This window comes from Nocardia aurea (assembly GCF_003123685.1).
Taxonomy (GTDB): domain Bacteria; phylum Actinomycetota; class Actinomycetes; order Mycobacteriales; family Mycobacteriaceae; genus Nocardia; species Nocardia aurea.
This window is the reverse complement of sequence record NZ_QCYJ01000127.1, coordinates 310,963-334,849: the sequence shown is the minus strand read 5'-3', so window position 1 is coordinate 334,849 and position 23,887 is coordinate 310,963. Positions and strand designations below refer to the sequence as shown.

Below are 23,887 nucleotides of genomic sequence, written 5' to 3'. Positions count from 1 at the left end.
GTCGTTCAGGGCACCAGTACCGCGCGGCCCTGGATCAGGCCGCGGTCGAGGCGATCCAATGCCTCGCGCCCGTCGGCGAGATCGAAGCGTTCCACTTCGACGCGCAATTTACCCGATGCGGCCAACTCCACCGAGTTGATCAGATCGGATCTGGTGCCGCCGTAGGACTTTCGCACCGAGGCGCCCCACGGCCAGCCCGGGCCGCCCGAGGGCGCCGCGGTGATCTCCGGTGCGCCGCCGCCGAGTCCGATCATCCGGTAGGCCCCGTTGGGAGCCACCGATTCGACCGCCAGGCGGGCCGTGGTGTCGATGCCGACGAAATCGAAGACGGCGTCCGCGCCGCGACCGTCGGTGCGGTCGAGGATGGCGCGCGCGGTGTCGGCGTCGCCGATCAGTCCGGTGTCCGCGCCGCAGCGCGCGGCGAGCGCCAACTTCTCCTCGCTGACATCCACCGCGATGATCCGCGTCGCGGTGGTGGCGGCGAGGATCTGCACCGCCACGTGACCGAGTCCGCCGACCCCGATGACCACCGAGGTCGAGCCCGGTCGCAACCGCGACCGGGCGCCCTCGATGGCGTGGTAGCTCGACAGCGCGGCGTCGGCGAGCGGTGCCGCCTCGAGGAAATCGAGGTCACCGATGGGCACGAACGAACTCGCCGGGATGCGCACGTACTCCGCCATGCCGCCGTCGGGACCGAGGCCGGGACAGGGCGGCATGGCGGTACGGCCCGCCGCGAGACAGACGTTCTCGTTGCCGCTCACGCATTCCCGGCACACCCCGCAGGACCAGCAGAGGTAGACGACGCCGCGTTCGCCGGTGACGCGACCGGCGACCTCCGATCCCATCGCCTCGATGGTGCCGGAGATCTCGTGCCCCAGGGTGAGCGGATCGTCGCGCATCTTGAACGGTATGTGCAGCACATGCAGGTCGGAGTGGCAGATACCTGCCGCCGCGACCTTCAGCAGCAGGTCGGTCGGCCCGATCTCGGGGACGGGGACCTCGCGCAGTTCGAGGGTTTCCGGCCCGGTCAGTTGCAGTGCTCTCATCGTTCGGTCTCCTCGGGCGTCTGTGCGGGGCACGGACGCTGTCGAGCAGATCCGGGTCTCCTTGTGACGTGGACAACAAATTAACACTGGCTGGACTAGGTGTCCAGTGAATGACATGATGTCCAGCGAGTGCGGATCGGCACGGCGACCTCGTGGTTTCGACCACGGGAAGTCGCGCGTGCGAACGGTTTTCGAGGAGGTGGCCGTCGACATGTCGTCCGAGTCGTCCCGCGTGCCGCCGGAGGCGCACGTCGGCGCGCGGAGCCTGCGCGACGAGCAGAAGCGCCGCACGCGCGCCGCGCTGGTCGACGGCGCGAGGCGGTTGTTCGGCGACCGGGGTTACGCCTCGGTGCGGGTGGACGATATCGCCGCCGCCGTCGGGTGCAGCCGCGCGACGTTCTACCTGCATTTCGCCTCCAAATCGGAGGTGCTGCGCGCGGTCGCCGAGGCGGCGGGCACCGAGCCGACCGCGGTGCGGTTCTACGAGGATCTCGATCGCGTGCTCGACACCGGTTCCCGCGCCGAGTTCGTCGGCTGGGTGGCCCGCGCGATCGAGTGGTTCGAGCAGTATCGGGATCTGCTGTCGGCGTGGGACGAGGCCACCGCGCTGGAGCCGGAGTTCCGCGAGGTCGCCAGACAGGGCATACTCGCGCTCCCCAACGCCATGCCGTCGTATCTGTCGCGCTGGCCGCAGGATCGGCGCGACGAGGCGGTGCTGCGCGTGGAACTGCTTGTCGCCCAGTTGGAACGCTTCTTCACCCGGTGGGCGATGCAGCGCACCATCGACGTCTCGGCGGAGCGGGCCGCGGAGGTTCTCGCCGAGATCTGGTACCCCGCGCTGCGGGCGCCGCGGTGACGGCGGGCCGCGCGTTGCTGGTTATTCGCTGAAATCTCGGAATCGGGCGAGGGCGGCCCGATTCGGTGACGCGGTGTGAATCTGTCGGTGCGGTGCGGCATCATCTGTGCACGCAGCCATCCACGAAGACCGCTCGGAGTGCACCATGCCGTCGCCAAGAAGCAGACCCAAACCATTGTCGGACACAGAGATCGAGCAGATAGCTACCGAGATCGCGGGTGGCCGCCCGCCGATGGTGTGGTTCACCGCCGCCGCTGTCGGCGTCGCGGAGGGTCGGTCCGGGAAGGTGGTCGCGCTCGGCGACCCGGCCGACGGCGATTTCCTGCAGGTCCGGCCCACCGGGTCCAAGGATGTACTGTCCTTCTCTCCGACCGAAGTGACACTGACCAAGCCGCCGCGCCCGGCGCCCCCCGCTCAGAAGAGCGTCGCCGCGCCGAAGACGACTACCAGGAAGGATCCACCCGTGACCCAGCCGTCGACCGTGACGAGCGTTGCGACACCGTCCACCCCGCCGAGCGTCGTCACCGCGAACGCCGCGGCCGACGGCGCCGATTCGGCCGCCAAGGCCGCCGCGGCGAAACCGGCGGGCCCAGCGGGAACGGCGGGGACGGCGGCGCCCAAACCCGCCAAGGCGCCCGCCGCGCGCAAGCGGACCGCGCCGGAGGTCACCGTGACGCTCACGGGCACCCCCGACGGCGAATGGGCGGTCGACGTCGTCAACGGAAAGAAGCGCACGATCCGCGGCCTGCCGGTCACCAGCGCGGCCGTCGCGCAGGCGGCCAAGGTGCTGCATCCCGAGGTGGCCGAGGTGGTCGCGGGCATACTCGAAGCCGCTCGCGGTGTGCAGCAGGCCAAGGTCGCCCAGTTGCAGGCCGAACTCGAGGAGGCACGCAAACTGCTCGAGGAGCTGTCCGAATAGTGGGAGGCTCTGCGTAGTGGTCGAGGATTCGGCGGTGCCCGCCGAGGGACGTGTCCTGGTGCGCTGGAACGATTTCGCCGAAAGACACAGGTTGACGCGCGATGCCGTTCTCGGCTCGTCGCGGGGCAGGCTGCTCGAGGCGATCGTGGCCTCGGTCGAGGACAAGGGTTACGCGGCGACGACGCTGGCCGATATCGTCGGCCGGGCGCGGGTGTCGCGCAGCACGTTCTACGAGCATTTCGACACCAAACAGCAGTGTTTCCTCGAAGCGCTGCGGGTGGCACAGGCCATGCTGGCCCGTCGGGTCGTGGATGAGCTGGCGGCTCTCGGCGAGGCGAACGCGCAGGCGAGAATCGCGACGATGGTCACCACCTTCTGCGAGGTGGTGGCCGCCGAGCCCGGTTTCGCGCGGGTGATGATCGTGGAATCGCTGTGCGTGGACCGGGCGGCCGTGATCATCCGCGACTACGCGGTCGATCTCTCGGGGGAGATGTATCGCGAGTTCTACGAACAGGCCGGACGCGAGAACCCGGGGTTACCGCAACGGTCGGAGGCGTTGATCGCCTGGATTCCCGACGCGATCGTCGAGCGCGCCAGGCGGGTGATCGTCGAGGAGGGCGCCACGGCGCTGCCCGCGCACGCGCCGCGGATCATCGAGTTCGTGCACGCGGTACTCGGGCTGCCCGGCCCCGAATGAGGTGATCGCGCCCGATCCCGCTCAGACGGCCGTCTCGCGACGGCGGCCAAGCCGGGACGCGGGGCATTCGGGCGCGCTCGGCGCCGGACGGGTTCCGGTCAGCGGCCCGTGGCGCAACTCGTCGTGGAACGCGTAGCCGAGTGCGTACTCCTTGGCGTTGTACATGGCCGAATCGGCGTCGCGGATCAGGTCGTAGATGCTGGCCTCGCAGTCGCGCGGACCGACGCAGGCGATGCCGACGCTGGCCGTGATGGGCACTTCGCCCGCGCTCAGTTCGAACGGACGCACGAACGCGTTCAGCAGTCGTTCGGCCAGCGTCGCCGCCTCCTGCCTGCCCAGCGGGGCGAGAACGACGAATTCGTCGCCGCCGTAGCGGGCGACCGCGTCGTCGCGGCGCACCATCCGCCGGATGCGGGCGGCGGCGTTGGCGATGAGTTCGTCGCCGACGGCGTGGCCGTAGCTGTCGTTGACCATCTTGAAGCCGTCGAGATCGATGAAGAGCAGCGTCAGCGGTTTTCCGGACCAGTGGTCGCTGTCGCGATCGGGCGCGCGCAGCAGCGCCGAGCGGTTCAGCAGGCCGGTGAGCATGTCGTGATCTGCCTGGTACTGCGCCCGCCGCTCACTGCGCGCCGAGCGCTGGATCGCGCGTTCGCCGCGCACGAGTACCCCGATCAGCAACAGCGCGAACAGCGACGAGACCACGACGCGGTCGACGGTGTCCAGACTCGATCCGACTACCGGTACCAGGGACGCGACGATCAGCGCCACCGCGATGAAACTCGCGCGCTGGCGGGATCGGTGCGGGTGGATGCGCCGCGGCGTGCCCAGCGCCGTCATCGTCGGATGCAGTGCGGCGATGCCGACGGTCGCGTAGGCGACGAGCAGCGGGGTGAGCAGCAGTTCGTGCTCGATCGCGGTGGTGCCCGCGCTCTCCAGGCTGTAGCCGAGATCGCCGAGCAGTACCGCGATCAGCCCGAGATGCACCAGCCGCAGCGAGGTCTCCGAACGGGCCGAGGTCGCCACCGAATGCGCGAGCAGGGTCAGCAGGAGGGCGTCGAGCACCGGGTAGGTCGCGGCGAGCACCGTCCTCGGGGTGGTGGCGCCGGTCTGGAGGATCGGGGAGATGAGGAAGGTCCACGAGGCGAGCAGCGCGCCGAGCCCGATGAGCCCGGAATCGAGGAGGAGGTCGTGGTCGCGGCCGACGCGGCGCGGGCGCAGCCACAGTGTCGCGGCCAGTCCGAGTGCCAAATATCCTGCGACAGTGAAGATGTCGTCCCACGGACAGGTGTGCGCCGGGGTGAAATCGCGGAGCACGGTACCGGTGGCGAACGAGACCGCCGAGGCCGAGAGCAGATACCAGGGCAGCGGTTGGGCGGGCCGGTGCCTGCGCAGTCCGGTGCCGATCATGACCAGCGCGCCGCTGACCACCGCGAGCATGACCCCGAGGGCGAGTGAGTGGGACTGGATGAGCAGCGGTAGGGAGATCAGTACCGCCCACCCGGTGAGAAGCAGTACGCACCAGATATTTCCGGTGCAGGACCACCGTCGCGTCGACTGCTCTTCGCTGACTGCCATCAGCCCCCCTTGGTCGCTCCGTCCTCGGTGAACTGTGCGGTGTAGTACGTCTGTGAATCCTCCACCGCGACTTCGACATTCGCCTGCTCATCGAGCACCGCGCGGATACTGTCGGCGAACGAGAGCTGAGTGTTGTTGTACGAGCAGATGTCCCAACCGACCGCAGCGCGTTCGGCCACCAAAACCTGGACAACTGATTTGATCATGGCATGGAAGGCCGCCCCCTGTCGCGCACTTGGGGCAACAAGGGTGAATCCCGCATAGTAGATGGCGTTGCGGGCCGCGTGCTCGGGATATCGCGCGGCGAAGTAGTGCGGACTTATCCACGGCACCGTTTCCAGGTGCCTGGTCAGCGTGGTCACGCCGATCGGTTCGCCGTCCGGGGTCCGCGCGACGTATTTCAACACGCGCGGATCGATCATCTCCTCGCGGAATTCCGCACGGTGCAGAACCTGTCGGGCGATCGCCTTCGTGCGCAGCGGACCGAAGGCCTCCTCGTAGAGTCGATGGAAGACCTCGATCCCGGCATCGGGGATCGAGGTCTCGACGGTCACACTGACCTCGGGTTCGCCGTTCACGGCGGATATCGGCCGCGCACGCGATGTCTCGGTCACGGGCACCGCCCCCACGGGGTGGTGTGGAACGCGGCGAGCACGAGGGCGCAGGTCGGGTCGCCCTCGCATTCGGTCGCGGTCACCATCGAATGCACGGGGCCGAACGCCGCGGGACGATTCCGGGTCATATCGGTCAGGCTGGATCGGATGAGGTGTTCGACGTGCTCGGCGTCCTCGCCGTCGTGTTCGACGAAAAGTCCTGCGCCGGAATCATCGTCGCGCAGGACCCAGCCGACGCCCGCCGCGGCGGTATCGCCCGGATCGGTCGCGCAGCCCTTCGCGTAGACGCAGTAGAGCCGATCGCCCCAGGGAATCTGCTTGCGCACCCGTTCGCCGCGCTCCAGAACGGCGCGCGGCGGGATCACCGAAGAAAGGCGAATCAAGTTGGCATCACCCACTCCCAGTTCGCGCAGCGCCGCGTCGAAAGCCGAAACGGCGGTCGGGCCCACCCCGGTAGCGGCGCCGATCTCGATCGTCAATGGTGCGCCGGCGTCATGTCTCGAACTCGCGACGCGCGGTCGGCCCAGCGGCGGGCGAAGTCGATCGATCCACTGCAGCCCGAGTAGGCCGCCGTATGGGGTGCTGTGAATCATAATGCCCTCCCGAAACCACCGACCCGATTTGTAGGTCGTATTTGCCTCAAATTCGACTGTGCGTCAGGATCTTCGATCGCGCACGCCCGGCACCCGTATGCCGAGTTCGGTCGGCGTGTCTCGCCGACACCCGGAAAGAATTGCTGAAAAGTTGCGACAGGGCGGGGAATCGGGAACGGTGTGCACGCCCGCGCCTCGGCGAATACTCTCCTCGGACTCCCGACGACCGCGTGGCCCGGTGTCCTACCGGACACCGTCGACGCCCGACGCGCGAGTCCACCGGGGGGCCCGGTCGAGGCGTACGAGTCCGTCGCCGCCACGGCGCGCGCGTGGCCGCGAGCGGATTCGGCGGCAGCGCGACGCCGCCGATCCACGAGAGTCCGCCCCGGCGGATCATCCGATCCGCGCGAGATCGGCGCGCACGCTCGGCATTCGCGCCGACGCGCGCGGTCCTCGCCGCGCCGTGGCGCGTCGCACCGGAGTCGGACTGAGCAACTGTCCAGGTTTTATGCGTGATTGTGCCGCGAGGTTGGGGCACAATCACGCACAGTAGAGGTGGGCGATGGTTGGTCGCCGCCACGCACGACCACGCTCGACGCCCGGTTTCACCGCCTGGAGGGACGACGCTGTGCCGCTTGCCGATTCACTCGTTCTGACCTCGACGCTGCCGCTCGCGCAGGTGCGCGTCGAGGCGGCGTCGACCCTGCGCCTGGACGCGGAGCCGGTCGATTTCGCGCTGGTCGCGCTGTATTTCGTGTTCGTGATCGGCATCGGGATCATGGCGCGGCAGCGGGTGTCGTCGAGTATCGATTTCTTCCTGTCGGGGCGTTCGCTACCGGCGTGGGTGACGGGTTTGGCGTTCATCTCGGCCAATCTCGGCGCGGTCGAGATCATGGGAATGTCGGCCAACGGCGCCGAATACGGATTCCCGACCTTCCACTACTTCTGGATCGGCGCCGTACCGGCCATGTTGTTCCTCGGTGTGGTGATGATGCCGTTCTACTACGGCTCCAAGGTGCGCAGTGTGCCGGAGTTCATGCGCAGGCGTTTCGGTACTGGCGCGCATCTGGTCAACGCGTTGAGTTTCGCGGTGGCGCAGGTGTTGATCGCCGGGGTGAACCTCTATCTGCTCGGCTCGATCCTGAATGTGCTGCTGGGCTGGCCGCTGTGGGTGTCGGTGATCGTGGCCGCGGTGATCGTGCTGTCCTACATCACCCTGGGCGGGCTCTCGGCCGCGATCTACAACGAGGTGTTGCAGTTCTTCGTCATCGTCGCCGCGCTGCTGCCGCTCACCCTGGTCGGTCTGCACAAGGTCGGCGGCTGGGACGGTTTCCGTGACAGGGTGACCGCGTCACCGGGCGGTGCGGAGCAGTTGGAGTCCTGGCCGGGTAACGCCCTGAGCGGTTTCACCAACAACTTCGCGTCGGTGCTGGGGATCGTGTTCGGTCTCGGCTTCGTGCTGTCGTTCGGCTACTGGACCACCAATTTCGTCGAGGTCCAGCGCGCGTTGGCGACCCATTCGATCTCCGCGGCCCGGCGTACCCCGATCATCGGCGCGTACCCGAAGATGTTCATTCCGTTGATCGTGGTGATCCCGGGCATGATCAGCGCGGTCCTGGTGCCGGAGATGATCGAGTACAAGCAGGCGGTGACCGCCGATCCGGATTATTCCGGCGACACCACCTACAACCAGGCTCTGCTGTATCTGATGAAGGACGTGTTGCCCAACGGTCTGCTCGGGGTCGGTCTGGCCGGTCTGCTCGCCGCGTTCATGGCTGGTATGGCGGCCAATATCTCGGCGTTCAACACCGTGTTCAGCTATGACCTGTGGCAGCAGTACGCGGTCAAGGATCGTGGTGACGGCTACTACCTGAAGGTCGGGCGTCTGGCCACCGTCGGTGCGACCGTGGCGGCGATTTTCACCGCGTTCATCGCCGGGAATTTCAGCAACATCATGGACTACCTGCAAACCCTGTTCAGTTTCTTCAACGCGCCGCTGTTCGCGACGTTCATTCTCGGCATGTTCTGGAAGCGGATGACCCCGACCGCGGGGTGGCTGGGTCTGGTCTGCGGAACCGCCTCGGCCATCTTCGTTTTCATCCTGCACGAGACCGAGGTTTTCCAACTCTCCGGCCAAGGCGCCAGTTTCGTCGCCGCCGGTACGGCTTTCGTGGTCGATATCGTCGTCAGTGTCGCGGTGACCCAGGTGACCCGGCCCAAACCCGCCGCCGAACTCGTCGGCCTGGTCTACTCCGAGACCCCCAAGGAAATGCGCACCGATCCCGAACAGGCCGGACTGCCCTGGTACCAGCGTCCGGTCCTGCTCGCCGGTATCGCCCTGGTCATGGTCATCGCCCTCAATATCGTCTTCGGATAAGGAAGCCGCCCCATGCTTTTCGACATCCGCACCATTGTCGGCGCCCTGCTCGGCTGCTACGGCGTCGTCCTCGTCATCACCGGCCTGGTCAACGACACCGCCGCCGAACAAGCCAAGACCGGCGGGATCGACGTCAACCTCTGGGCCGGAATCGGCATGGTCGCCGTGAGCATCGCGTTCCTCGCCTGGGCCCGCCTGCGCCCGGTAGTGCCGCCCGCCGCCGACACACCCGTCGTCGACGGCGACGCGCCTACCGAATAGTCGCTCGCACGAAGCGGAATCTCACTCATCCACCGACAGCGCCGCCTCGAATAGTTCGAATGTGGGGGATGACAATGGCTTCGATACGATCCCGCTCGCCGGACATGTTCTTACATGGCAGGGGGCCGATCGTCTGAGCAAATGTGAGCGCGAGGCGATCGAAGCCTACGCTCTCGGCGGCTACGAGCGGATCAACCAAGCGCTTCGGGGCCTCGTACCGCTGTCGCCTGAACTCGCACGACGAGTCGATCACATACGGTCGGGGCTACGAAAATATCCATTGACGCAGACGATACGAGTCACCCGTGAGACCGAGGCTGCGGTCTATGGGGTCGAGGATGAGAACACGGCTCTTGCACTCGCAAACCTGCGGTTCAAGGAGGCCGGTTTTCTATCGACGAGTGGCGCGCGGACTCCGCCGCATTCGACCCGGTATGTCGATCCTTTGATTCTCGATCTGATTGTGCCGAGGGGAACACCCGCATTCATGCTGGGCGATCTGGCGGAGTTTCCGGAAGAACGTGAGGTACTGCTGGTGGACGCGACGAGCTATTTCATCCTCGACGTCGTCCGTGACAAGCGGCGTAGTATGTGGCGTGTCCGCGCGATCGTATTGGAGGGTGACCAATGAGTGCGCTGTCACACGATGTTCTCCATCCCGTCCGTATCGATACGACCAGCGAGCAGGTCGAAGTATGCCGCGAATACGCGCGGAAGGTCATGGATGCGAAACCGCCCCGGGAGGACGCGGATCGTGACTCGGACAGTAAGGCTTCTTAGCAGCTGAGGGGCGGTCCGAAGGCCGGTCGGCGACAGATCCGCTCACCGAGTGAGGGAGCTGCCGCCGACCGCGGGGTGAACTACTTGGTCGGGGGCACGAAGGGCTGGTTGGTGGTGACGGCGTACTGGATGGCCGCGCCGATGGCGACGGGGGCGGTCACGAGGATCTGGCCGAGCAGGGTGCCCAGTGCGCCCACGGCGACGATGCCGCCGACACATCCGACGAGCGCGGCGGGGATGAAGGGGCCGAACAGGCCGACGATGGTCGCCGAGGCGACCGTCGCGCCCGCGATGCCGCCGAGGACGCAGCCCAGCGCGCCGCCGCCGAGGCCTCCGACGAGGGTGCCGAGGGTGGCGCCCATGCCGATGGTGCTGGTCATCCGGCTCCACGCCGCCTGTTCGCGGTCGTACTCGGATTTCCAGGGGGCCTTGTCCTCGTAGGGCAGGGCGACGGGTTTGTACACGGCCCTGTCCATGGACAGTTGCGGGGTGAGTGTCGCCTCCCGGCCGGAGATCTCGGCGGCGATCGGGAATTCGAAATCCTCGATGCGCAGGGTCAGCGGCGTGCCCGCGACCACGACACCGTCGGCGGATTCGATCTTCAGCGCACCGTCCGCCACGACGAGCGATCCGGAGTCGATCGAGATGATCGATCGGGTGTCGGTCGCGTGCGCGGAGAACCCGATGGTCTCGGCTGCGGGCTCGGCCGCGTGACTCGCGCCCGCCGCGACGGCAACGGCCGTGGTCATGAACGCGGCGGTGAGGGCGAATGTGGTGATCTTCATGAGGGAGGTATCCGTTCGAATCGATGAGGTTGTTGGAAGTCGCGCGACCGATCACGGGCGCGACTGTGCGACAGCCGTGCCGCTGGTCATGTCATTGCGGCACAGCGTTATCGGCGGGTTCTCGGGCTGGTCGTGGACGGTCGACCGGGTGTCGTGGTCGGCAGCGCTCGCGGTCGAGCCGGAACCGACGTGAGGCGGACCCGCGCCGAAGTTGCACGAACCGAGCGGCACGCTCGATGCCGGGCCTGTGCCGTTCGGCCGAACGCTCCGACTGCGACGGCACTGATTCCGGCCCGTCGGCTCGCCGGACGATGCCGGTTCCCCAGCGCATCCGGATGCCGACAACCTGCCCGTCGCCCAAGCTGTGTCGGTTGCCCGACGACGCTTGCAGACCGGCTTGTCGGCTTGGTCACCGGTGCCGGTCGCCCGGGCTTGCCAACTGCGGCAATGCTTGTCGCCAGGCTGTGCGGGTTGCTCGACCCGGTTACCCGACCGGCTTGTCGGCTTGGTCGCCGGTGCCGGTCGCCCGGGCTTGCCAACTGCGGCAATGCTTGTCGCCAGCCTGTGCGGGTTGCTCGACCCAGTTACCGACCGGCCTATCGGCTTGCTCGCCGAGGCCGGTCGCCCAGGTTCACCGGATGCGCGCCGCCCAGGCTTTGTCGGTTGCGTGACCACGTTGCCGATCGGCTTATCGGCTTGTTCAACGAGGCCGGTTGCCCGGTTCGCCGGATGTCCGCATCGTTCGGGCTTTGTCGATCGCCCGACCACATTGCTGACCGACTTGCAGGCGTGGTGTCCCGACGCTGGTCGCCCAGGTTTGTCGGTTGCCCGCCGTACCTGTCGCCCAGATTTGGCCGGATGTCCGACACCGTCCGTCATCCAGGTTTGGCCGGATGCCCGACAACGTCCGTCGCCCAGACTCAGCCGGCTCCCGGCTATGTCGCCGACCGGCTTGCGGATCGGTTCCTCGGCGCCGGGTTCACCAGCCCGACCACGCCTGTCGTCCAGGCCGTGCGGGTTGCCCAGCGTGTCGTCCGGGTGCGGCCGGTTGCCCGACCGCGCTAGCGACCGGCGTGCCGAATATTCGGAGTTGCCGAAGTCCGCCCGAGGCGAGCACACCGAGTGCCGAGGTCGGGTTCGCCCGGCTCGGACCGGCGGTCCACACGGTGCCGAAGGGGTCAGGCGACCGGCGCGTCCTCCACGTCGGCCGTCTTTCGGAACAATCCGACGACCACGTCGATCACGAGGAAGGCGAGCAGGCTGAGCCCGACCAGCGGTGCGAACCATCCGACCACCAGCGCGGCGGCCAGCAACGGCACCGCCACCAGCCAGGAGCTCTTGCGGAGCGCGCCGCGTCGCGGTGCCCGGCCGGGAACGAATCGCGAGCCTCCGCGGACCGGTCGCCGCTGCCACCACATGCGATAGCCGAGCACGATCACCACGATCAGTCCGATCATGGCCGCGAGCAGCAGCAACTGGTTGAGCAGACCGAACATCAGACCCATGTGGAACTGGATGCCCCAGTTCGTCATCTTGGCCATGAGCGGCCAGTCGGCGTAGTCCAGTTGCGCGGTGACGGAACCGGACGCGCCGTCGACGGCGACCGCGTCCACGGTGTAGGTGCCGGGCATCCGCCGTTCTTTCACCAGGAACGCCTGATCGGCGTCGGCGGGAACCGTGATCTCCACCGCCTGGGTGACACCCGCCTCGCGGGCCGCGTCGTAGACGCGATCGAGTGACGCGATCTGCGTCGTCGGATCGGCGGGCCTGGTCTCGGCCGTGTGACCGCCGTGGTGATCACCGGCGGGCGCGGGCGCCAGTGACTCGGCACCGGGCAGGGCGGTGCTCACCGACGGCGTGGTCCAGCTGAGTTGGGTGCGCAGGTCGGCGATATTCGCGCCCGCGTAGGCGGACCAGGTCATCCCCGTCACCGAGAGCAGCAACAGCAGCGGAAGGACCCAGATGCCGATGGCGCCGTGCCAGTTCATGTTCCGCAGACGACCCGGGCGGGATCGGTCGGCCGCGAGCAGCCAGCCCGCGGAATTCCTGGCGCGACGGCTACGAACCCGGCGCACCCACAGCACCAGCCCGGCGAGTCCGATGATCCACAGCCAGGACGCGGCGAGTTCGCTGTAGAGACGACCGGTGTCGCCGAGGTGCAGGTCGCGGTGCAACCGGTCGATCCAGGTGCGCGTCGGCAGGGCGCCGGAGCTGCCGTAGATCACGGATTCACCGACCGGCCGCGCGGTGTACGGGTCGACGAAGACCGCGCGCCGCTCGTCGGACAACGAGGGATCGTCGAAGATCACCCGGGTGGTGTCGTCGGCTTCCTGCGCCGGTGCGACGGCGACCAGGGCCAGTTCGGGCCGGGTTGCCACGGCGGCGTCGACCTGTTCGGACAGCGGTCGCCGCGTGTCGCCTGCTTCGACCTTCAGCAGATCGTGGGAGACGATCTGCTCCAGCGTGGGTGAGATCGCGTACAGCGCGCCGGTGACGGCCGCGATCAGGATGAACGGGGCGACGAAGACGCCCGCGTAGAAGTGCAGGCGCATGGCGAGCGCCTGGAGACCGCTGTCGGATCTACGCCGCGGCGGCGGTTGCGGTGACGGCGTGGCGTCCACGACGTCGGGGGTGATGGATTCTGTTGTGCTCACGATCGTTTCGATTCTGAGGTTCGGAACCCGGGCACGGCCGTCGGCCGACGTGTCGACACCACGCGGGCGCGCGGGTGACTGTCGAGCGCGGATGGCGAACGTGACGCGACGCGTTCACGAAAGCGGCCCTCGCGCTAGGATCCCGCGCTCCGACAGAGCGCGGCGGCAGCTCACGACGACGCGCGAACCGTGCGGTTCGAGCACCGGGTAGGGGATGAGATCAGAAGGAAACGGCGAGCGGTGGCCCGCGCGTGCGCAGTGCCGCGGCCGCGAGGATCCGCAGGATGACCCGGTCACGGTGCGCGGTGCGCAGCGGCGCGGGTTCGGCGATGGCGGGTGCGCGATGGCGAATCGGAAGAACACGGGCCAGGACGGTGGTCCCGATCCGGTACGCGGCCTCCGCGCCACGAATGAGCGCGGCGGCCACGAACGCGGCGACGATATGCGCGGCGATCATCCGGGGTGTCGGCGCGAGGTCACCGTGATGCGTCCGCGCGGAATCGAGCCCCATGGTGAGGTGGCCGAGCAGTTGGCCGCCGATCAACGCGGCGACCAGTCCGTGGGAGGTGTCGCGCAGTGGCGCGAGCCCGGCGACCAGCGCGCCGACCACGGCCGACGCGGCGACGAGCAGGACGAGTGTGGCGCTCTCCGGCGCCATGCCGTCGGAGACCCAGCCGTGCGCGGCCAGGGAGAGGGCTCCCGAGATCGCCCCGGCCGAGCCACCGCGCAACAGCGCGACGGCGCCGCGGAACCCCGCGGCGGGCCGGACGAACTCGATACTCACCCGCTGATGATAGCCGAGCCGTATGCGGTGTTCTCCCGGCCTCAGCGGGCCGCCGCGGCGATCGTCCTGGTCGGTGGCCGAGACGTATTCGAATCGGGCCGACCCGAATGGGCGGGCCCGAATTCGTCGAACGCGGTGCGGCGGTTCAGCCGTCGATCTCCATCTCGATCAGCGGTTTGCGCAGCAGTTTGCCGGTCGCGTTGCGCGGCAGTTCGTCGAGGAAGATCACCTCGCGCGGCACCTTGTATCTTGCGAGATTCGCCTTGACGTATTCCTTGATCTCCTGCGGATCACGCGCGGACTCCGGTCCCGGGACGACGAAGGCACGCAGACGTTTGCCGAATTCACGGTCGTCGACGCCGACGACCGCGGCCTCGAAGACATCGTCGCGGCCCGCGATCAGGTTCTCCACCTCGAGGGGGAAGACGTTCTCGCCGCCCGAGACGATCATGTCGTCGTCGCGCCCGTCGATGTAGAGCAGGCCGTCGGCGTCGAAATGCCCGACGTCGCCGCTGGACATCATGCCGTCGACCATTTCCTTGGTACGCCCGTCGGTGTAACCGGTGAAGGCGAAACCGTTGTCGACGAAGATGGTGCCGGTGACGTTCGGCTCGGTGATCCGCTTGCGGTTCTCGTCCAGCAGCACGATCCTGATGCCGACCGGGGCCTTACCCGCCGTGGTCGGCGCCTTGCGCAGATCCTCGGGTGTCGCGACGGTCATGACCGCGCATTCGGTGGAGCCGTAGAGGTTGTAGAGGCTGTCGTTGAAGTAGTCCAGGGTCCTGGTGACGACATCGGGTGCGATGGCCGACCCCGCGGCGAAGATCACCTTGATGCCGCTCGGGTCGTATTTCGCGAGCACGTCCTGGCCCAGGTCGAGAATGCGTTGCAGCATCGTCGGCACCACGACGAGCGAATCCGCCTTGTACCGTTCGATATTCGCCAGCGTCAGTTCCGGGTCGAAGCGGCGCTGCTGGAAGACCACGCGATTGCCGAGGGCGAGGCCGAGGGTGAACTGCGACAGCCCGGTGCCGTGGAAGATCGGGGCGGCCATGATCATGGTCCCGTTGTTGGGCAGCGGCACCCGGTCGACGAATTGCGCGGAGGCGAACGGGCTGACCCGGTCGCGCGGGGCGCCCTTGGGGGTACCGGTGGTGCCGCTGGTCAGAATGACGAGCCCGCCCGGCTTCTCGGGGGCGTGCAGCGGCGAGGTCGAGTGACCCTCCGATACCGATTCCAGGGTCGGAATCGCCGGGTCCGCGCCGTCCTTCTCGTCGACCCAGGTGAGAATTCGGGGGATATCGGTGGGGATGGCGCTCATCAGGTCGAGGAATTCGCTGTCGTGCAGCACCGCCTTGACCTTCTCGCGCGTGGCGACGTCGGCGAATTGCGGTTTGGCGAACCCGGTGTTCATCAGTACCGCGCGCACCCCGAGTTTGCCTGCCGCGAGCAGACTCAGCACCATGCCCCGGTGATCGCGAGCGAGGAGCGCGATCACGTCGCCGGGCTCGATTCCGCGCGCCTCGAGTCCGCGCGCGAGTGCGCTGGACTGTTCGTTGAGTTCGCCGAACGTCAGCTCACCGCGTTCGTCCACGATGGCCGCCGCGTGCGGCCTGGTCTGCGCGGCGTGCATGACCACGCCCGCGAAGGGGCCGAATTTCAGCACGTTGAACGCCGACCGCGCGGCGTGGTCGGGGCGCAACGGATTGAACAGCCGCCGTTTCACCATGACATTCACACCTAGGGCGGCATCGGCGGCTTTGCGCGCGGTGCCACCTAGGGCAGGGAAGGAAAGAGACGCCATCGACAACAACCTTCCGCGATCCACCCACGAAAGACTGGGGGTGAAGTGAACCGCAACCTCGGGATCCAGTGTGATGCCGACAATAGCAAGCGACTCTGGAGCCCGGCGGTCGTCGTCTCAGACACCGGGTTGTTTTCTACGCCTTCACGTCGTATTCGACGAGTACGCGCCGCAGCAACTTCCCGGTCGTGTTGCGGGGCAGGTCATCGAGGAAGACGACCTCGCGGGGAACCTTGTAGCGGGCCAGATTCTCCTTGACGTGGGCCTTGATCTCGTCGGCGTCGGGCGAGTGTCCCGGTTCGGCGACGACGAACGCGCGCAGGCGTTTTCCGAATTCGGCGTCGTCGACCCCGACCACGGCCGCGTCGAAGACATCGGGTCGTTCCAGCAGCAGGTTCTCGACCTCCTGTGGGAAGACGTTCTCGCCGCCGGAGACGATCATGTCGTCGTCCCGGCCGTCGACCATGAGCAGGCCGTGCTCCTCGAAATGGCCGACATCGCCGCTGGACATGTAGCCGTCGATGATCTGCTTGTGGCGGCCGTCGGTGTAGCCCTCGAACGGGGCACCGCTGCGAATGAAGATCCGCGCCGTCACGCCCACGTCGGTGACGCGCTTGCCGTTGTCGTCGTAGAGCCGCACCTCGCAGGTGATGGGCGCGCGCCCGACCGTCCCGGGCGCCAGCGCCAGATCCTGCGGCGAGGCGACGGTGGCGACCGCGCATTCGGTCGACCCGTACAGGTTGTAGACGACCGGCCCGAACACCTCCGCGGCCTTGGTGCTGAGTTCGGGGGACAGCGCCGAACCGGCGAGGACGATCGATTTCAGCGAAGACAGGTCGTAGGCGGCGCGGACCTCGGCGGGCAGTTCGGTCATCCGGTGCAGCATCGTCGGCACCGCGACCAGCATCTCGGCCTTGTTGTCGGCGATCATCTTCAGCGTCGCCTCGGCGTCGAAGCGGCGGCGCAGCACCACCTTGTTGCCGAGCGTCGCGCCGACGAGCCAGGTCGCCAGCCCGGTGCTGTGGAAGATCGGCGACACGATGACCTGGGTTCCGCCCTTCGGGAAGGGGAGCAGGTCGACCAGTTGCGCGGTCGCCAGCGGGGAGGTCTTGCTGCGGGGCGCGCCCTTGGGCAGACCGGTGGTGCCGCTGGTCAGGATGATGAAACCGCCCGGCTTGGACGGGTTGGGCAGCGGTTCGGTGGAATTGGCCGCGATCAGATCGTCGAGGGACTGCTCGCCCTCCGGGATCTCGGTGCCTTCGTCCACCCAGGTCAGATAGCGCGGTAGCTCCGGCGGTAGGGCGTCGAGCAGGCCGAGGAATTCGCTGTCGTGCAGCATCGCCTCGACATGTTCGCGCTCGCACACCGCGGCGAACTGCGGTTTGGCGAAGCCGGTGTTCATCAGGGCGACCCGCACGCCGAGCTTTCCCGCGGCGACCATCGTCAGGATCAGGCCGCGATGGTCGCGGCACAGCACGCCGATGACGGTGCCCTGGGTGATGCCCGCCGCGCGCAACCCGCGGGCGATCGCGGTGGACTGTTCGTCCAGTTGGCGGTAGGTCAGCTCGCCGCGTTCGTCGACGAGAGCGGGAGCGTCCGGGGTGACCCTGGCCGAATGCCGGACCGAGGTCGCCTGCGGGCCGAAGACCTGGGACTCCTTGATGGTGCGCAATGTCTCCAGCGGTTTACGAGGGTCGGTGACCCCCCGGGTGCGAAGTAGCCCTATGGCCTTGACGGCCTCGACCGCGTGCGCAACCTTCATGGCGGAAACCTCCACAGCAAACTCACCGAACCATCTGCCGTGCGAGACCGAACGGCATGTTCGCTCACGGTAGCAAGGTGTGTCTCGGGTCACAGTAGAAGCGACAATATGGGATATCGAAGCGTTGTGAATTGTCCGGAATCGTGAGTCCGGAAGGTGAATCCGGAGGTTATCGGAGCAGGATTACAGTCGGCGACAAGAATGTCCGACCGGGCCTTCGACCTTGGAGGGGGCCGACGATCGGCCGTCGGCACGCAGTCCGTGCTCCGTCGGAGACGGATCCGGCGGTGTGATGTCGGGCTGCCGCCGACCCGGAACCGTCGGAGAAGAACGCGCCGCATCGCCCCCCGCCGGATCGAAATCCGGTGCGTCGAGTCGTGCTCAGCGTCGGGCGCTGGCCAGCGCGACCATCAGCGGAACCACGCGCCCTTTCGGCACCTCGAATCGGCCACGGCCCGCCGTCTGCAACCAGCCGACTGCGGCCAACTGCCGCAAGTGATGGTAGATCTGCGCCGAGGTGCCGACGCCGTCGAGTTCCGCGAGATCGGAGGCGGTGCGACGTCCGGCCAGGATCGCTCGTAGCAACCGCAGTCGCACCGGACTGCTCAGTGCGGCAAGGCATTCGGCCGCGCCGTCGGCGTCGTCGAGCAGCAGGTCGTCGGTGGTGAACGCCATCTGCCACCCGTACTCGTCCCCGGCGGGCAACCGTCCCGAGCCGGTCACGAGCACGCCGCCGTTGGTCACGCCGGAACCGGAGAACTCGGCGCGCAACCGGTTCACCGCCCAGAGTTCGTCCCCGGGTGCGGTATCGGCCTGCGCGGGTGTCGTGCGCCCGCCTTCGAGCGCCGCGATCCTGCGCTCCAGTTCCGCGACGCGTCCTTCCAGATCCACGCGACCGAGACTAGGGAGTGTCGCCTTCGCCTGCAACGGCAGACGCCCGTCGCACGGATCGGCCTCCCGCGTCCGTCGCCGATGTCGTCAATTCCGCCCGCTCCCTTGCCTATTCGTGAACGATTCGGGATGTGCCGCCACCTGTCGTGGCGTCGCGCCGGGGAAGCTAGGGTGCACGCATGCGTATCGCGGCCTTGGCGGCTCTGGTTCTTCTCGCGGCGGCCTGCTCGTCGTCGACCGATCATTCCTCGCACGAGACACTTACCTCGACGCCCGCGGCGACCGTCGCGCCGTCCACGTCGGTGGCGGCGAAAGCCGCGCCGGGCAGCGGCGCTCCGATCAAGGAAGTGGTGTCGTGGGTGAACGAGGGTTCCGAGGTCAGCGGCACGAAATACGCGACGGCGACCACCGATGACGGTGTGAGCACCGAACTCGACAGCGGTGACCGGGCATTCACCAGCCCGACCGGCAAGATCAAATGCATGAGCGACGGTCACGAGGGCCGTCACAGCCTGGTCTGCCTGGTCGACCTGAAGAATCCGCCCGCGCAGCCGTCGGATCGTCAGGGAAACTGGGTCGGCGGCTGGGTGGAATTCTCCGGACAGACCTTGACGGTGGGCGGATTGCACGGCGACCCCGGGCCGTTCCTGCGCGGATACGGCAGCCAACTGCCCTACGGCTCCCGGATCAGCCTGCACGGCAACCGGTGCCGGATGGATTCGAGCGGCCTGCTGTGCGTGAACGCCGACGCCGGAACCGGTTTCCGAGTCAGCGACGCGGGCGTGATTCCCTTCGGTTGTCTCTCGGAGGAATCGGTGCCGCGCGAGGTGAACGCGGGCGAATACTTCACCTGCTGAACCCGATTGCCCGCGGTCGAGGTGTTCCGGGATGGTCATCCGGCACCGGAATCGGCTGGCGATGCCACAGACTCCGTACACCCGGCGACCGCCCGCACAGCCGAGAATTGAGTCGGCGTGAACCTCGGAGAATCCGAACGCGCCGCGCGTGTATCGGGCGGAATCGGCGGTGAACGTGAGTAGGGTCGCGGTGTGCAACTAGTCAAGCCGTTCACGGCGCAGCAGTTCGAAGAAGGCCTCCGTTCGTGGAAATGGATAGGCCTCGACGACAAGACACCCCTGTGCGCATCGCTTTTCGGCGATGTCTTCTTCGAAGCCGAAGACGGGCTGTGGTGGCTGGACACACTCAACGGTGAACTCACCCGCCCGTGGGAAACCCCCGACGAACTCGAGGCCGAACTCGACACCCCCGACGGCATGGAGCAATATCTGCTGGCAGGGTTGGCCGTCGCCGCCGCCGAAAGTGGTCTCGTCCCCGACCAAGACGCCGTCTACGACTTCAATCACCCCCCGATCCTCGGCGGCGAACTCTCCATCGAGAATCTGCGCATCCTCGATTTCGCCGTCAGCCTCAACATCTCCGGCCAGATCCACCAGCAGGTGGCGACGCTGCCGCCCGGCGCGGAAGTCGACATCGATATCCGCTAGCCGAAACCGGTAACGCAAGCGGTGCCACTCGGCCCCGACACGATCGTGGCAGGCGATATGGACGCGATGCACGGCGCCATGAGTCAACCGCGAATTCCCGGCTCTGATATTTCCCGGCGCGACGTCGACGCGCTGGGAAATATCAGCAGGCGTCAGGAAGTGTGGTGCTCCGAAATCGGCAGGTCCGGTTCGTTATCCCCACCCTGCCGACGATGTCACCCGTTCGTCTTGCCAGCGGGCGATGGTGAGAGCCAGGGACCGGAACGAGAGTGCCGCGGTGATATACGCCGCCGCCGCGGCCAGCAAGCATTGGGCGAGGACATTTGTTCCGGCGGGGAATCCGAGTTGGTTCAGCGAGATGATTCCGACGATGTTCAGAACCGGCGCCGCGAGCCAGGCGCTCCACCACACGCCGACCACACCGAGGTTGCGGCCGGTAGGGTTGCTCGCCCGCACGATATCGGTGACCACGAGGGCCGGAACGACGAGATTCACGAGGGGAACGAGCCACCCGGCGATCGCCCACCCCGGCGACAGGCGGTGGCCGTCGGGGCCAGTAGTTCGGCGTTCGCGCGTGCGCGTACCAGCCATCGGATGACCAGTATTCCGGCAACAGGCCATACCAGGACTGTCAGCAGGAAACCTATCGCGACCAGACCCATGCCGAGTTCGGCTTCGGAGGTGTCTTGGCTGGAGCCGAAGGTCAGGGTGGCGGCGGCAATGGCCACCGGGCCGAGCAGGGCGATGATCACCGCGGTCGACGCAGTCAGCGCGTGCCCCCGCAAGCGCTGAATGCCCTGGGACTCAATGGTTCTGTTCATGGATATCTCCCCCGTATCCGTGTGGGCGACACTGTCGGGCCAGGTCGTGCGATCGAACTCCGGCCGCGGCGCGTCGGTCGACGCACGCCTTCGTGGCACTCCACTTCGGTCCCCCAGAAAATAAGCTTCGACCGATTCGCTCTCGATCGAACCTGCCATCATGGCATATCGCGAGATCGAATGCAGGGCAACGAGAACTGTTGTCTCGCTCGCTCATGACGGCCCAGCGGTGGCTCAGACGGAGCGAGCGAGTGAAATGGGCGGTGACGAACAAAAACCCGGTGCCGGTCGATGATCCGACCTGCACCGGGTTTCTGTTGTCCGACTGCTTATTTCAGCTCGGCACTGGTCTTCCCGAGTATCCGGCGAGCCACGATCAACTGCTGGATCTGCTGGGTGCCTTCGAAGATGTCGAGGATCTTGGAGTCGCGACCCCACTTCTCCAACAGCGTGCGCTGGGAGTAGCCGATGGCTCCGGCGAGTTCGACGGCCTTGAGGGTGACGTCGGTGCCGGTGCGGCCGGCTTTGGCCTTGGACATGGAGGCTTCGAGGGAGTTCGGCTTCTTGTTGTCGGCCATCCACGCGGCCCGCAGTGAAAGCAGGTACGCCGCTTCGTAATCGGCTTCCATGCGCAGGAATTCGGCGGCGGCGGCGTGCTGGTTGTTCGCGGGGATGTCGTAGGAGATCTCGACGCCCGCGTCTGTGAGGATGGTCCGCAGCTCTTCGAGGGCGGCGCGGGCGACGCCGACGGCCATCGCGGCGACCAGTGGACGGGTGTTGTCGAAGGTCTGCATGACCCCGGCGAAACCCTTCTCCACGTTGACTTCCGGGCTGCCGAGGATGTTGTCGGCGGGGATACGGCAGTCCTGCAACAGGAGTACGGCGGTGTCGGAGGCCTTGATGCCGAGTTTGTGCTCGAGGCGGGCCACCGAGAGGCCGGGGGCGTCGCGCGGGACGACGAAGGATTTGATGGCCGCGCGGCCGAGGCTCTTGTCGACGGTCGCCCACACCACGATGTGGGTGGAGCGCTGACCGGCGGTGACGAAGATCTTCTCGCCGTTGAGGACCCATTCGTCACCGTCGCGCACGGCGGTGGTGGTGACGGCGGCAGAGTCCGAGCCGAAGGACGGTTCGGTGATGGCCATGGCGGCCCACACCTTGCCGAAACGTTCCAGCTGCTCGTCGGTGGCGACGGCGGCGATGGCCGCGTTGCCCAGGCCCTGGTAGGGGATCGACAGCATGAGGCCGACGTCGCCCCACGAGGTTTCCAGCGCGTTCAGCAGGGCGGACATGTTGCCGCCGTTGCTGTTGCCGAGCAGTTCGGTCGAATGCGGGTCCTTGGCGCTGTCGTCGGACCGGCCACCCGCCGCACCGCCGATCTTCTGGGTGCCCGAATCCGCGAGACCTTCCACCATGGCGGCCATGGCGTCGAGTTCGACGGGGTAGTCGTGCTCGGCGAGGTCGTACTTGCGCGAGATCGGGCGGAAGATCTCCTGGGCGACCTGGTGGGCCTGGTTGGCGCTGGCCCGCAGTTTCTTGGGGAGTTCGAGGTTGATCATGGGTGAGGTCTCCTGAAATACGCGATCGGGCCGGGTCAGACGAGCACGACACCTTCGGCGATGCCGATGGACCGCAGATCGCGGTACCAGCGCTCGACCGGGTGTTCCTTGGTGAAGCCGTGGCCGCCGAGCAGCTGAACGCCGTCGAGACCGATCTGCATGCCCTTGTCGGTGGCGAGTTTGCGGGCCAACGCGGCCTCGCGGGCGAAGGACAGGCCCTGTTCGGCGCGCGAGGCGCCGCGCAGGGTGACCAGCCGCAGTCCGTCGAGTTCGATCGCGATATTGGCGACCATGAACGCGACCGCCTGACGGTTCGAGATGGGTTCGCCGAACGCCTCGCGCTCGTTCACGTACGGAATCACGTAGTCGAGCACGGCCTGGCCGGTGCCCGCGGCGAGCGAGGCCCAGCCGAGGCGGGCCAGACGGACCGCGTCCGCGTATTCCTCGGCGCGGGTCGCCGCGTCGCCGTCGCCGAGGATCGCGTCGGTGCCGACCGCGACATTGTCGAGCAGCAGTCGGCCGAGTCCCGCGGCGCGCAGACCCATGCTCGGGTCGGCTTCCACCACCAGGCCGGGTGCGTCCGATTCGACGATGAACAGGGCGGGACGGCCGTCGAGTTCGGCGGCGATGATGAACAGCTCGGCGTCGGCGGCGGCCGGGACCAGGCTCTTCACGCCGTTGAGGCGGTAGCCGCTGGGGGAGCGGGTGGCCTTGGTCTGGAGCGCGAACGGGTCGAACAGGGCGCGCGGCTCGGAGATGACGACCGAGGCCTGCGGCACGTTCTCGCCGGTGAAGGCGGGCAGGTAGGTCTGCTGCTGGGCGTCGGTGCCCCACTGCGAGAGGGCGACGGTGACGCCGCTGGGAGCCAGGATCGGCAGGGCCAGTCCCATATCGCCGTGCGCGAGCGCTTCGGCGACCATCGAGTTGGTGACCGCGCCGCGCTCGGAGGCCGCGCCTTCGAGTTCCTCGGGCACGTTGATCAGGGTGATGCCGAGTTGGGCCGCGCGCTCGAGCAGGTCGCGCGGGGCCGCGGTCGCGGCGTCGGCGTCGAAAGCGGCGGGACGCAGGATCTCGGCGGCGAATTCACGCACCGTCTCCACGATCATCTGCTGCTCGTCGGAGGGGGTGATGTCGAAGAGGTCTTTGCGCGTCGATTCGTTGTTCGCCAGGCGCTTGGGACGCCCCCCGCCCGCGACCTTGCCGAACGCGCGGGTGGCCGCACCGAGGGTGCGGAACCCGGTCTTGGTGCCTTCGTAGGTGGCCCGTTCGATCGGTTTGCGCAGGTTGTACTTCTCGACGAGTTCGGACCCGGTCAGGGTGGTCATCACCCGCATCGCGGCGCCCATCCAGTCCCGCTTGGGCTGGCTGAGGCCGACGGCGGACGTATCAGGACGTCGCTTCGTCGCGCTGTCTCGAGTGCTCATCATCACCTGTTTCTCCGGTGGGGCGGGGCGAATCTTTCCCAGCAATCTTACTCCTGAGTAAGTCTATCTTACTCCAGAGTAAGAACTGCGTCGAGCCGATGTGTGCGGATTGTTGTCCGGGTGCCGGTGTGATGTCCGGTACACAGCTGGACAACCGTCCGATTGTCGGTCGCTCCGCGA

22 protein-coding genes are annotated in these 23,887 nt (G+C 67.3%); 8 read left to right on the top strand and 14 right to left on the bottom strand.

Annotated elements, in window-relative coordinates:
- Positions 1–5 precede the first annotated feature (5 nt).
- Positions 6–1,046, bottom strand: coding sequence for an NAD(P)-dependent alcohol dehydrogenase (locus DAT37_RS30450; protein ID WP_109528304.1), 1,041 nt, complete (start codon positions 1,044–1,046; stop codon positions 6–8).
- A gap of 211 nt (positions 1,047–1,257) precedes the next feature.
- Between DAT37_RS30450 and DAT37_RS30445 the strand changes: the two genes are divergently transcribed.
- From DAT37_RS30445 to DAT37_RS30435, 3 genes are all read left to right on the top strand, one after another.
- Positions 1,258–1,902 carry a TetR/AcrR family transcriptional regulator gene (locus tag DAT37_RS30445; RefSeq protein ID WP_109528586.1) on the top strand — a complete coding sequence of 215 codons (645 nt, stop codon included), beginning with the start codon at positions 1,258–1,260 and terminating at the stop codon, positions 1,900–1,902.
- Positions 1,903–2,077: 175 nt separating this feature from the next.
- Positions 2,078–2,821, top strand: a complete 744-nt coding sequence (locus DAT37_RS30440; RefSeq protein ID WP_232840087.1) for a DUF6319 family protein — start codon at positions 2,078–2,080, stop codon at positions 2,819–2,821.
- Between the two features lie 16 nt (positions 2,822–2,837).
- Positions 2,838–3,518, top strand: a complete 681-nt coding sequence (locus DAT37_RS30435; protein WP_232840086.1) for a TetR/AcrR family transcriptional regulator — start codon at positions 2,838–2,840, stop codon at positions 3,516–3,518.
- 21 nt (positions 3,519–3,539) lie between these two features.
- On the opposite strand, the gene DAT37_RS30430 is transcribed toward DAT37_RS30435, so the two are convergent.
- From DAT37_RS30430 to DAT37_RS30420, 3 genes are read right to left on the bottom strand one after another with little or no spacing between them, the layout of a single operon-like run.
- Positions 3,540–5,093, bottom strand: a complete 1,554-nt coding sequence (locus DAT37_RS30430) for a GGDEF domain-containing protein (protein ID WP_109528303.1) — start codon at positions 5,091–5,093, stop codon at positions 3,540–3,542.
- A complete protein-coding gene (locus tag DAT37_RS30425) occupies positions 5,093–5,707 on the bottom strand; it encodes a hypothetical protein (protein ID WP_232840085.1) in 615 nt (204 codons plus the stop codon). The genes DAT37_RS30430 and DAT37_RS30425 overlap by 1 nt, the downstream gene beginning before the upstream one ends.
- On the bottom strand, positions 5,704–6,186 hold the full coding sequence (locus DAT37_RS30420; RefSeq protein ID WP_109528582.1) for a pyruvoyl-dependent arginine decarboxylase: 483 nt from the start codon (positions 6,184–6,186) through the stop codon (positions 5,704–5,706). Before DAT37_RS30420 ends, DAT37_RS30425 begins: the two co-directional genes overlap by 4 nt.
- A gap of 793 nt (positions 6,187–6,979) precedes the next feature.
- On the opposite strand from DAT37_RS30420, the gene DAT37_RS30415 reads away from it, so the two are divergent.
- From DAT37_RS30415 to DAT37_RS30405, 3 genes are all read left to right on the top strand, one after another.
- Positions 6,980–8,677, top strand: coding sequence for a sodium:solute symporter family protein (locus tag DAT37_RS30415; RefSeq protein WP_109528581.1), 1,698 nt, complete (start codon positions 6,980–6,982; stop codon positions 8,675–8,677).
- A gap of 12 nt (positions 8,678–8,689) precedes the next feature.
- Positions 8,690–8,938: a hypothetical protein gene (locus DAT37_RS30410; RefSeq protein ID WP_109528302.1), complete on the top strand. Its 249-nt coding sequence runs from the start codon at positions 8,690–8,692 to the stop codon at positions 8,936–8,938.
- 61 nt (positions 8,939–8,999) lie between these two features.
- Positions 9,000–9,569 carry an ADP-ribosyltransferase gene (locus tag DAT37_RS30405; RefSeq protein ID WP_109528301.1) on the top strand — a complete coding sequence of 190 codons (570 nt, stop codon included), beginning with the start codon at positions 9,000–9,002 and terminating at the stop codon, positions 9,567–9,569.
- Between the two features lie 229 nt (positions 9,570–9,798).
- On the opposite strand, the gene DAT37_RS30400 is transcribed toward DAT37_RS30405, so the two are convergent.
- From DAT37_RS30400 to DAT37_RS30370, 6 genes are all read right to left on the bottom strand, one after another.
- The gene (locus DAT37_RS30400; protein ID WP_109528300.1) at positions 9,799–10,503 is read right to left on the bottom strand and encodes a hypothetical protein; all 705 of its coding nucleotides are present in this window, start codon (positions 10,501–10,503) and stop codon (positions 9,799–9,801) included.
- A gap of 1,178 nt (positions 10,504–11,681) precedes the next feature.
- Positions 11,682–13,157 carry a PepSY-associated TM helix domain-containing protein gene (locus DAT37_RS30390; RefSeq protein WP_109528298.1) on the bottom strand — a complete coding sequence of 492 codons (1,476 nt, stop codon included), beginning with the start codon at positions 13,155–13,157 and terminating at the stop codon, positions 11,682–11,684.
- Positions 13,158–13,377: 220 nt separating this feature from the next.
- Positions 13,378–13,941: a hypothetical protein gene (locus tag DAT37_RS30385; protein WP_109528297.1), complete on the bottom strand. Its 564-nt coding sequence runs from the start codon at positions 13,939–13,941 to the stop codon at positions 13,378–13,380.
- 145 nt (positions 13,942–14,086) lie between these two features.
- Positions 14,087–15,745, bottom strand: a complete 1,659-nt coding sequence (locus tag DAT37_RS30380) for an acyl-CoA synthetase (protein WP_109528296.1) — start codon at positions 15,743–15,745, stop codon at positions 14,087–14,089.
- A 136-nt stretch (positions 15,746–15,881) separates the two neighbouring features.
- Positions 15,882–17,507 (bottom strand): acyl-CoA synthetase, encoded by a 1,626-nt coding sequence (locus DAT37_RS30375; RefSeq protein WP_109528295.1) that lies wholly within the window; start codon positions 17,505–17,507, stop codon positions 15,882–15,884.
- Positions 17,508–17,888: 381 nt separating this feature from the next.
- Positions 17,889–18,398 carry an ArsR/SmtB family transcription factor gene (locus DAT37_RS30370; RefSeq protein WP_109528294.1) on the bottom strand — a complete coding sequence of 170 codons (510 nt, stop codon included), beginning with the start codon at positions 18,396–18,398 and terminating at the stop codon, positions 17,889–17,891.
- Between the two features lie 179 nt (positions 18,399–18,577).
- Here DAT37_RS30370 and DAT37_RS30365 point away from each other — a divergent pair, with 179 nt between their 5' ends.
- Both DAT37_RS30365 and DAT37_RS30360 read left to right on the top strand, forming a co-directional pair.
- Positions 18,578–19,255, top strand: a complete 678-nt coding sequence (locus DAT37_RS30365) for a hypothetical protein (protein WP_109528293.1) — start codon at positions 18,578–18,580, stop codon at positions 19,253–19,255.
- Between the two features lie 192 nt (positions 19,256–19,447).
- Positions 19,448–19,903, top strand: a complete 456-nt coding sequence (locus DAT37_RS30360; RefSeq protein ID WP_109528292.1) for a T6SS immunity protein Tdi1 domain-containing protein — start codon at positions 19,448–19,450, stop codon at positions 19,901–19,903.
- Between the two features lie 192 nt (positions 19,904–20,095).
- Here the strand turns inward: DAT37_RS30360 and DAT37_RS30355 are convergent, their stop codons facing one another.
- The 4 genes from DAT37_RS30355 to DAT37_RS30340 form a co-directional block, all read right to left on the bottom strand.
- Positions 20,096–20,494: a DUF4328 domain-containing protein gene (locus DAT37_RS30355; protein ID WP_109528291.1), complete on the bottom strand. Its 399-nt coding sequence runs from the start codon at positions 20,492–20,494 to the stop codon at positions 20,096–20,098.
- Positions 20,395–20,724, bottom strand: a complete 330-nt coding sequence (locus DAT37_RS46280) for a DUF4328 domain-containing protein (RefSeq protein WP_157978784.1) — start codon at positions 20,722–20,724, stop codon at positions 20,395–20,397. The genes DAT37_RS30355 and DAT37_RS46280 overlap by 100 nt, the downstream gene beginning before the upstream one ends.
- A 329-nt stretch (positions 20,725–21,053) precedes the next feature.
- Positions 21,054–22,283 (bottom strand): acyl-CoA dehydrogenase family protein, encoded by a 1,230-nt coding sequence (locus DAT37_RS30345; RefSeq protein WP_109528289.1) that lies wholly within the window; start codon positions 22,281–22,283, stop codon positions 21,054–21,056.
- Between the two features lie 35 nt (positions 22,284–22,318).
- Positions 22,319–23,713 carry an acyl-CoA dehydrogenase family protein gene (locus DAT37_RS30340; RefSeq protein WP_408637463.1) on the bottom strand — a complete coding sequence of 465 codons (1,395 nt, stop codon included), beginning with the start codon at positions 23,711–23,713 and terminating at the stop codon, positions 22,319–22,321.
- Between the last annotated feature and the right edge of the window lie 174 nt (positions 23,714–23,887).

What these genes read in the sequence shown, in the direction of transcription:
- DAT37_RS30450 (WP_109528304.1), bottom strand. Translation starts at nt 1,046, where the DNA reads ATGAGAGCACTGCAACTGACCGGGCCGGAAACCCTCGAACTGCGCGAG.
- DAT37_RS30445 (WP_109528586.1), top strand. Translation starts at nt 1,258, where the DNA reads ATGTCGTCCGAGTCGTCCCGCGTGCCGCCGGAGGCGCACGTCGGCGCG.
- DAT37_RS30430 (WP_109528303.1), bottom strand. Translation starts at nt 5,093, where the DNA reads ATGGCAGTCAGCGAAGAGCAGTCGACGCGACGGTGGTCCTGCACCGGA.
- DAT37_RS30410 (WP_109528302.1), top strand. Translation starts at nt 8,690, where the DNA reads ATGCTTTTCGACATCCGCACCATTGTCGGCGCCCTGCTCGGCTGCTAC.
- DAT37_RS30400 (WP_109528300.1), bottom strand. Translation starts at nt 10,503, where the DNA reads ATGAAGATCACCACATTCGCCCTCACCGCCGCGTTCATGACCACGGCC.
- DAT37_RS30380 (WP_109528296.1), bottom strand. Translation starts at nt 15,745, where the DNA reads ATGGCGTCTCTTTCCTTCCCTGCCCTAGGTGGCACCGCGCGCAAAGCC.
- DAT37_RS30375 (WP_109528295.1), bottom strand. Translation starts at nt 17,507, where the DNA reads ATGAAGGTTGCGCACGCGGTCGAGGCCGTCAAGGCCATAGGGCTACTT.
- DAT37_RS30365 (WP_109528293.1), top strand. Translation starts at nt 18,578, where the DNA reads ATGCGTATCGCGGCCTTGGCGGCTCTGGTTCTTCTCGCGGCGGCCTGC.
- DAT37_RS30355 (WP_109528291.1), bottom strand. Translation starts at nt 20,494, where the DNA reads ATGGCTGGTACGCGCACGCGCGAACGCCGAACTACTGGCCCCGACGGC.
- DAT37_RS46280 (WP_157978784.1), bottom strand. Translation starts at nt 20,724, where the DNA reads ATGAACAGAACCATTGAGTCCCAGGGCATTCAGCGCTTGCGGGGGCAC.
- DAT37_RS30345 (WP_109528289.1), bottom strand. Translation starts at nt 22,283, where the DNA reads ATGATCAACCTCGAACTCCCCAAGAAACTGCGGGCCAGCGCCAACCAG.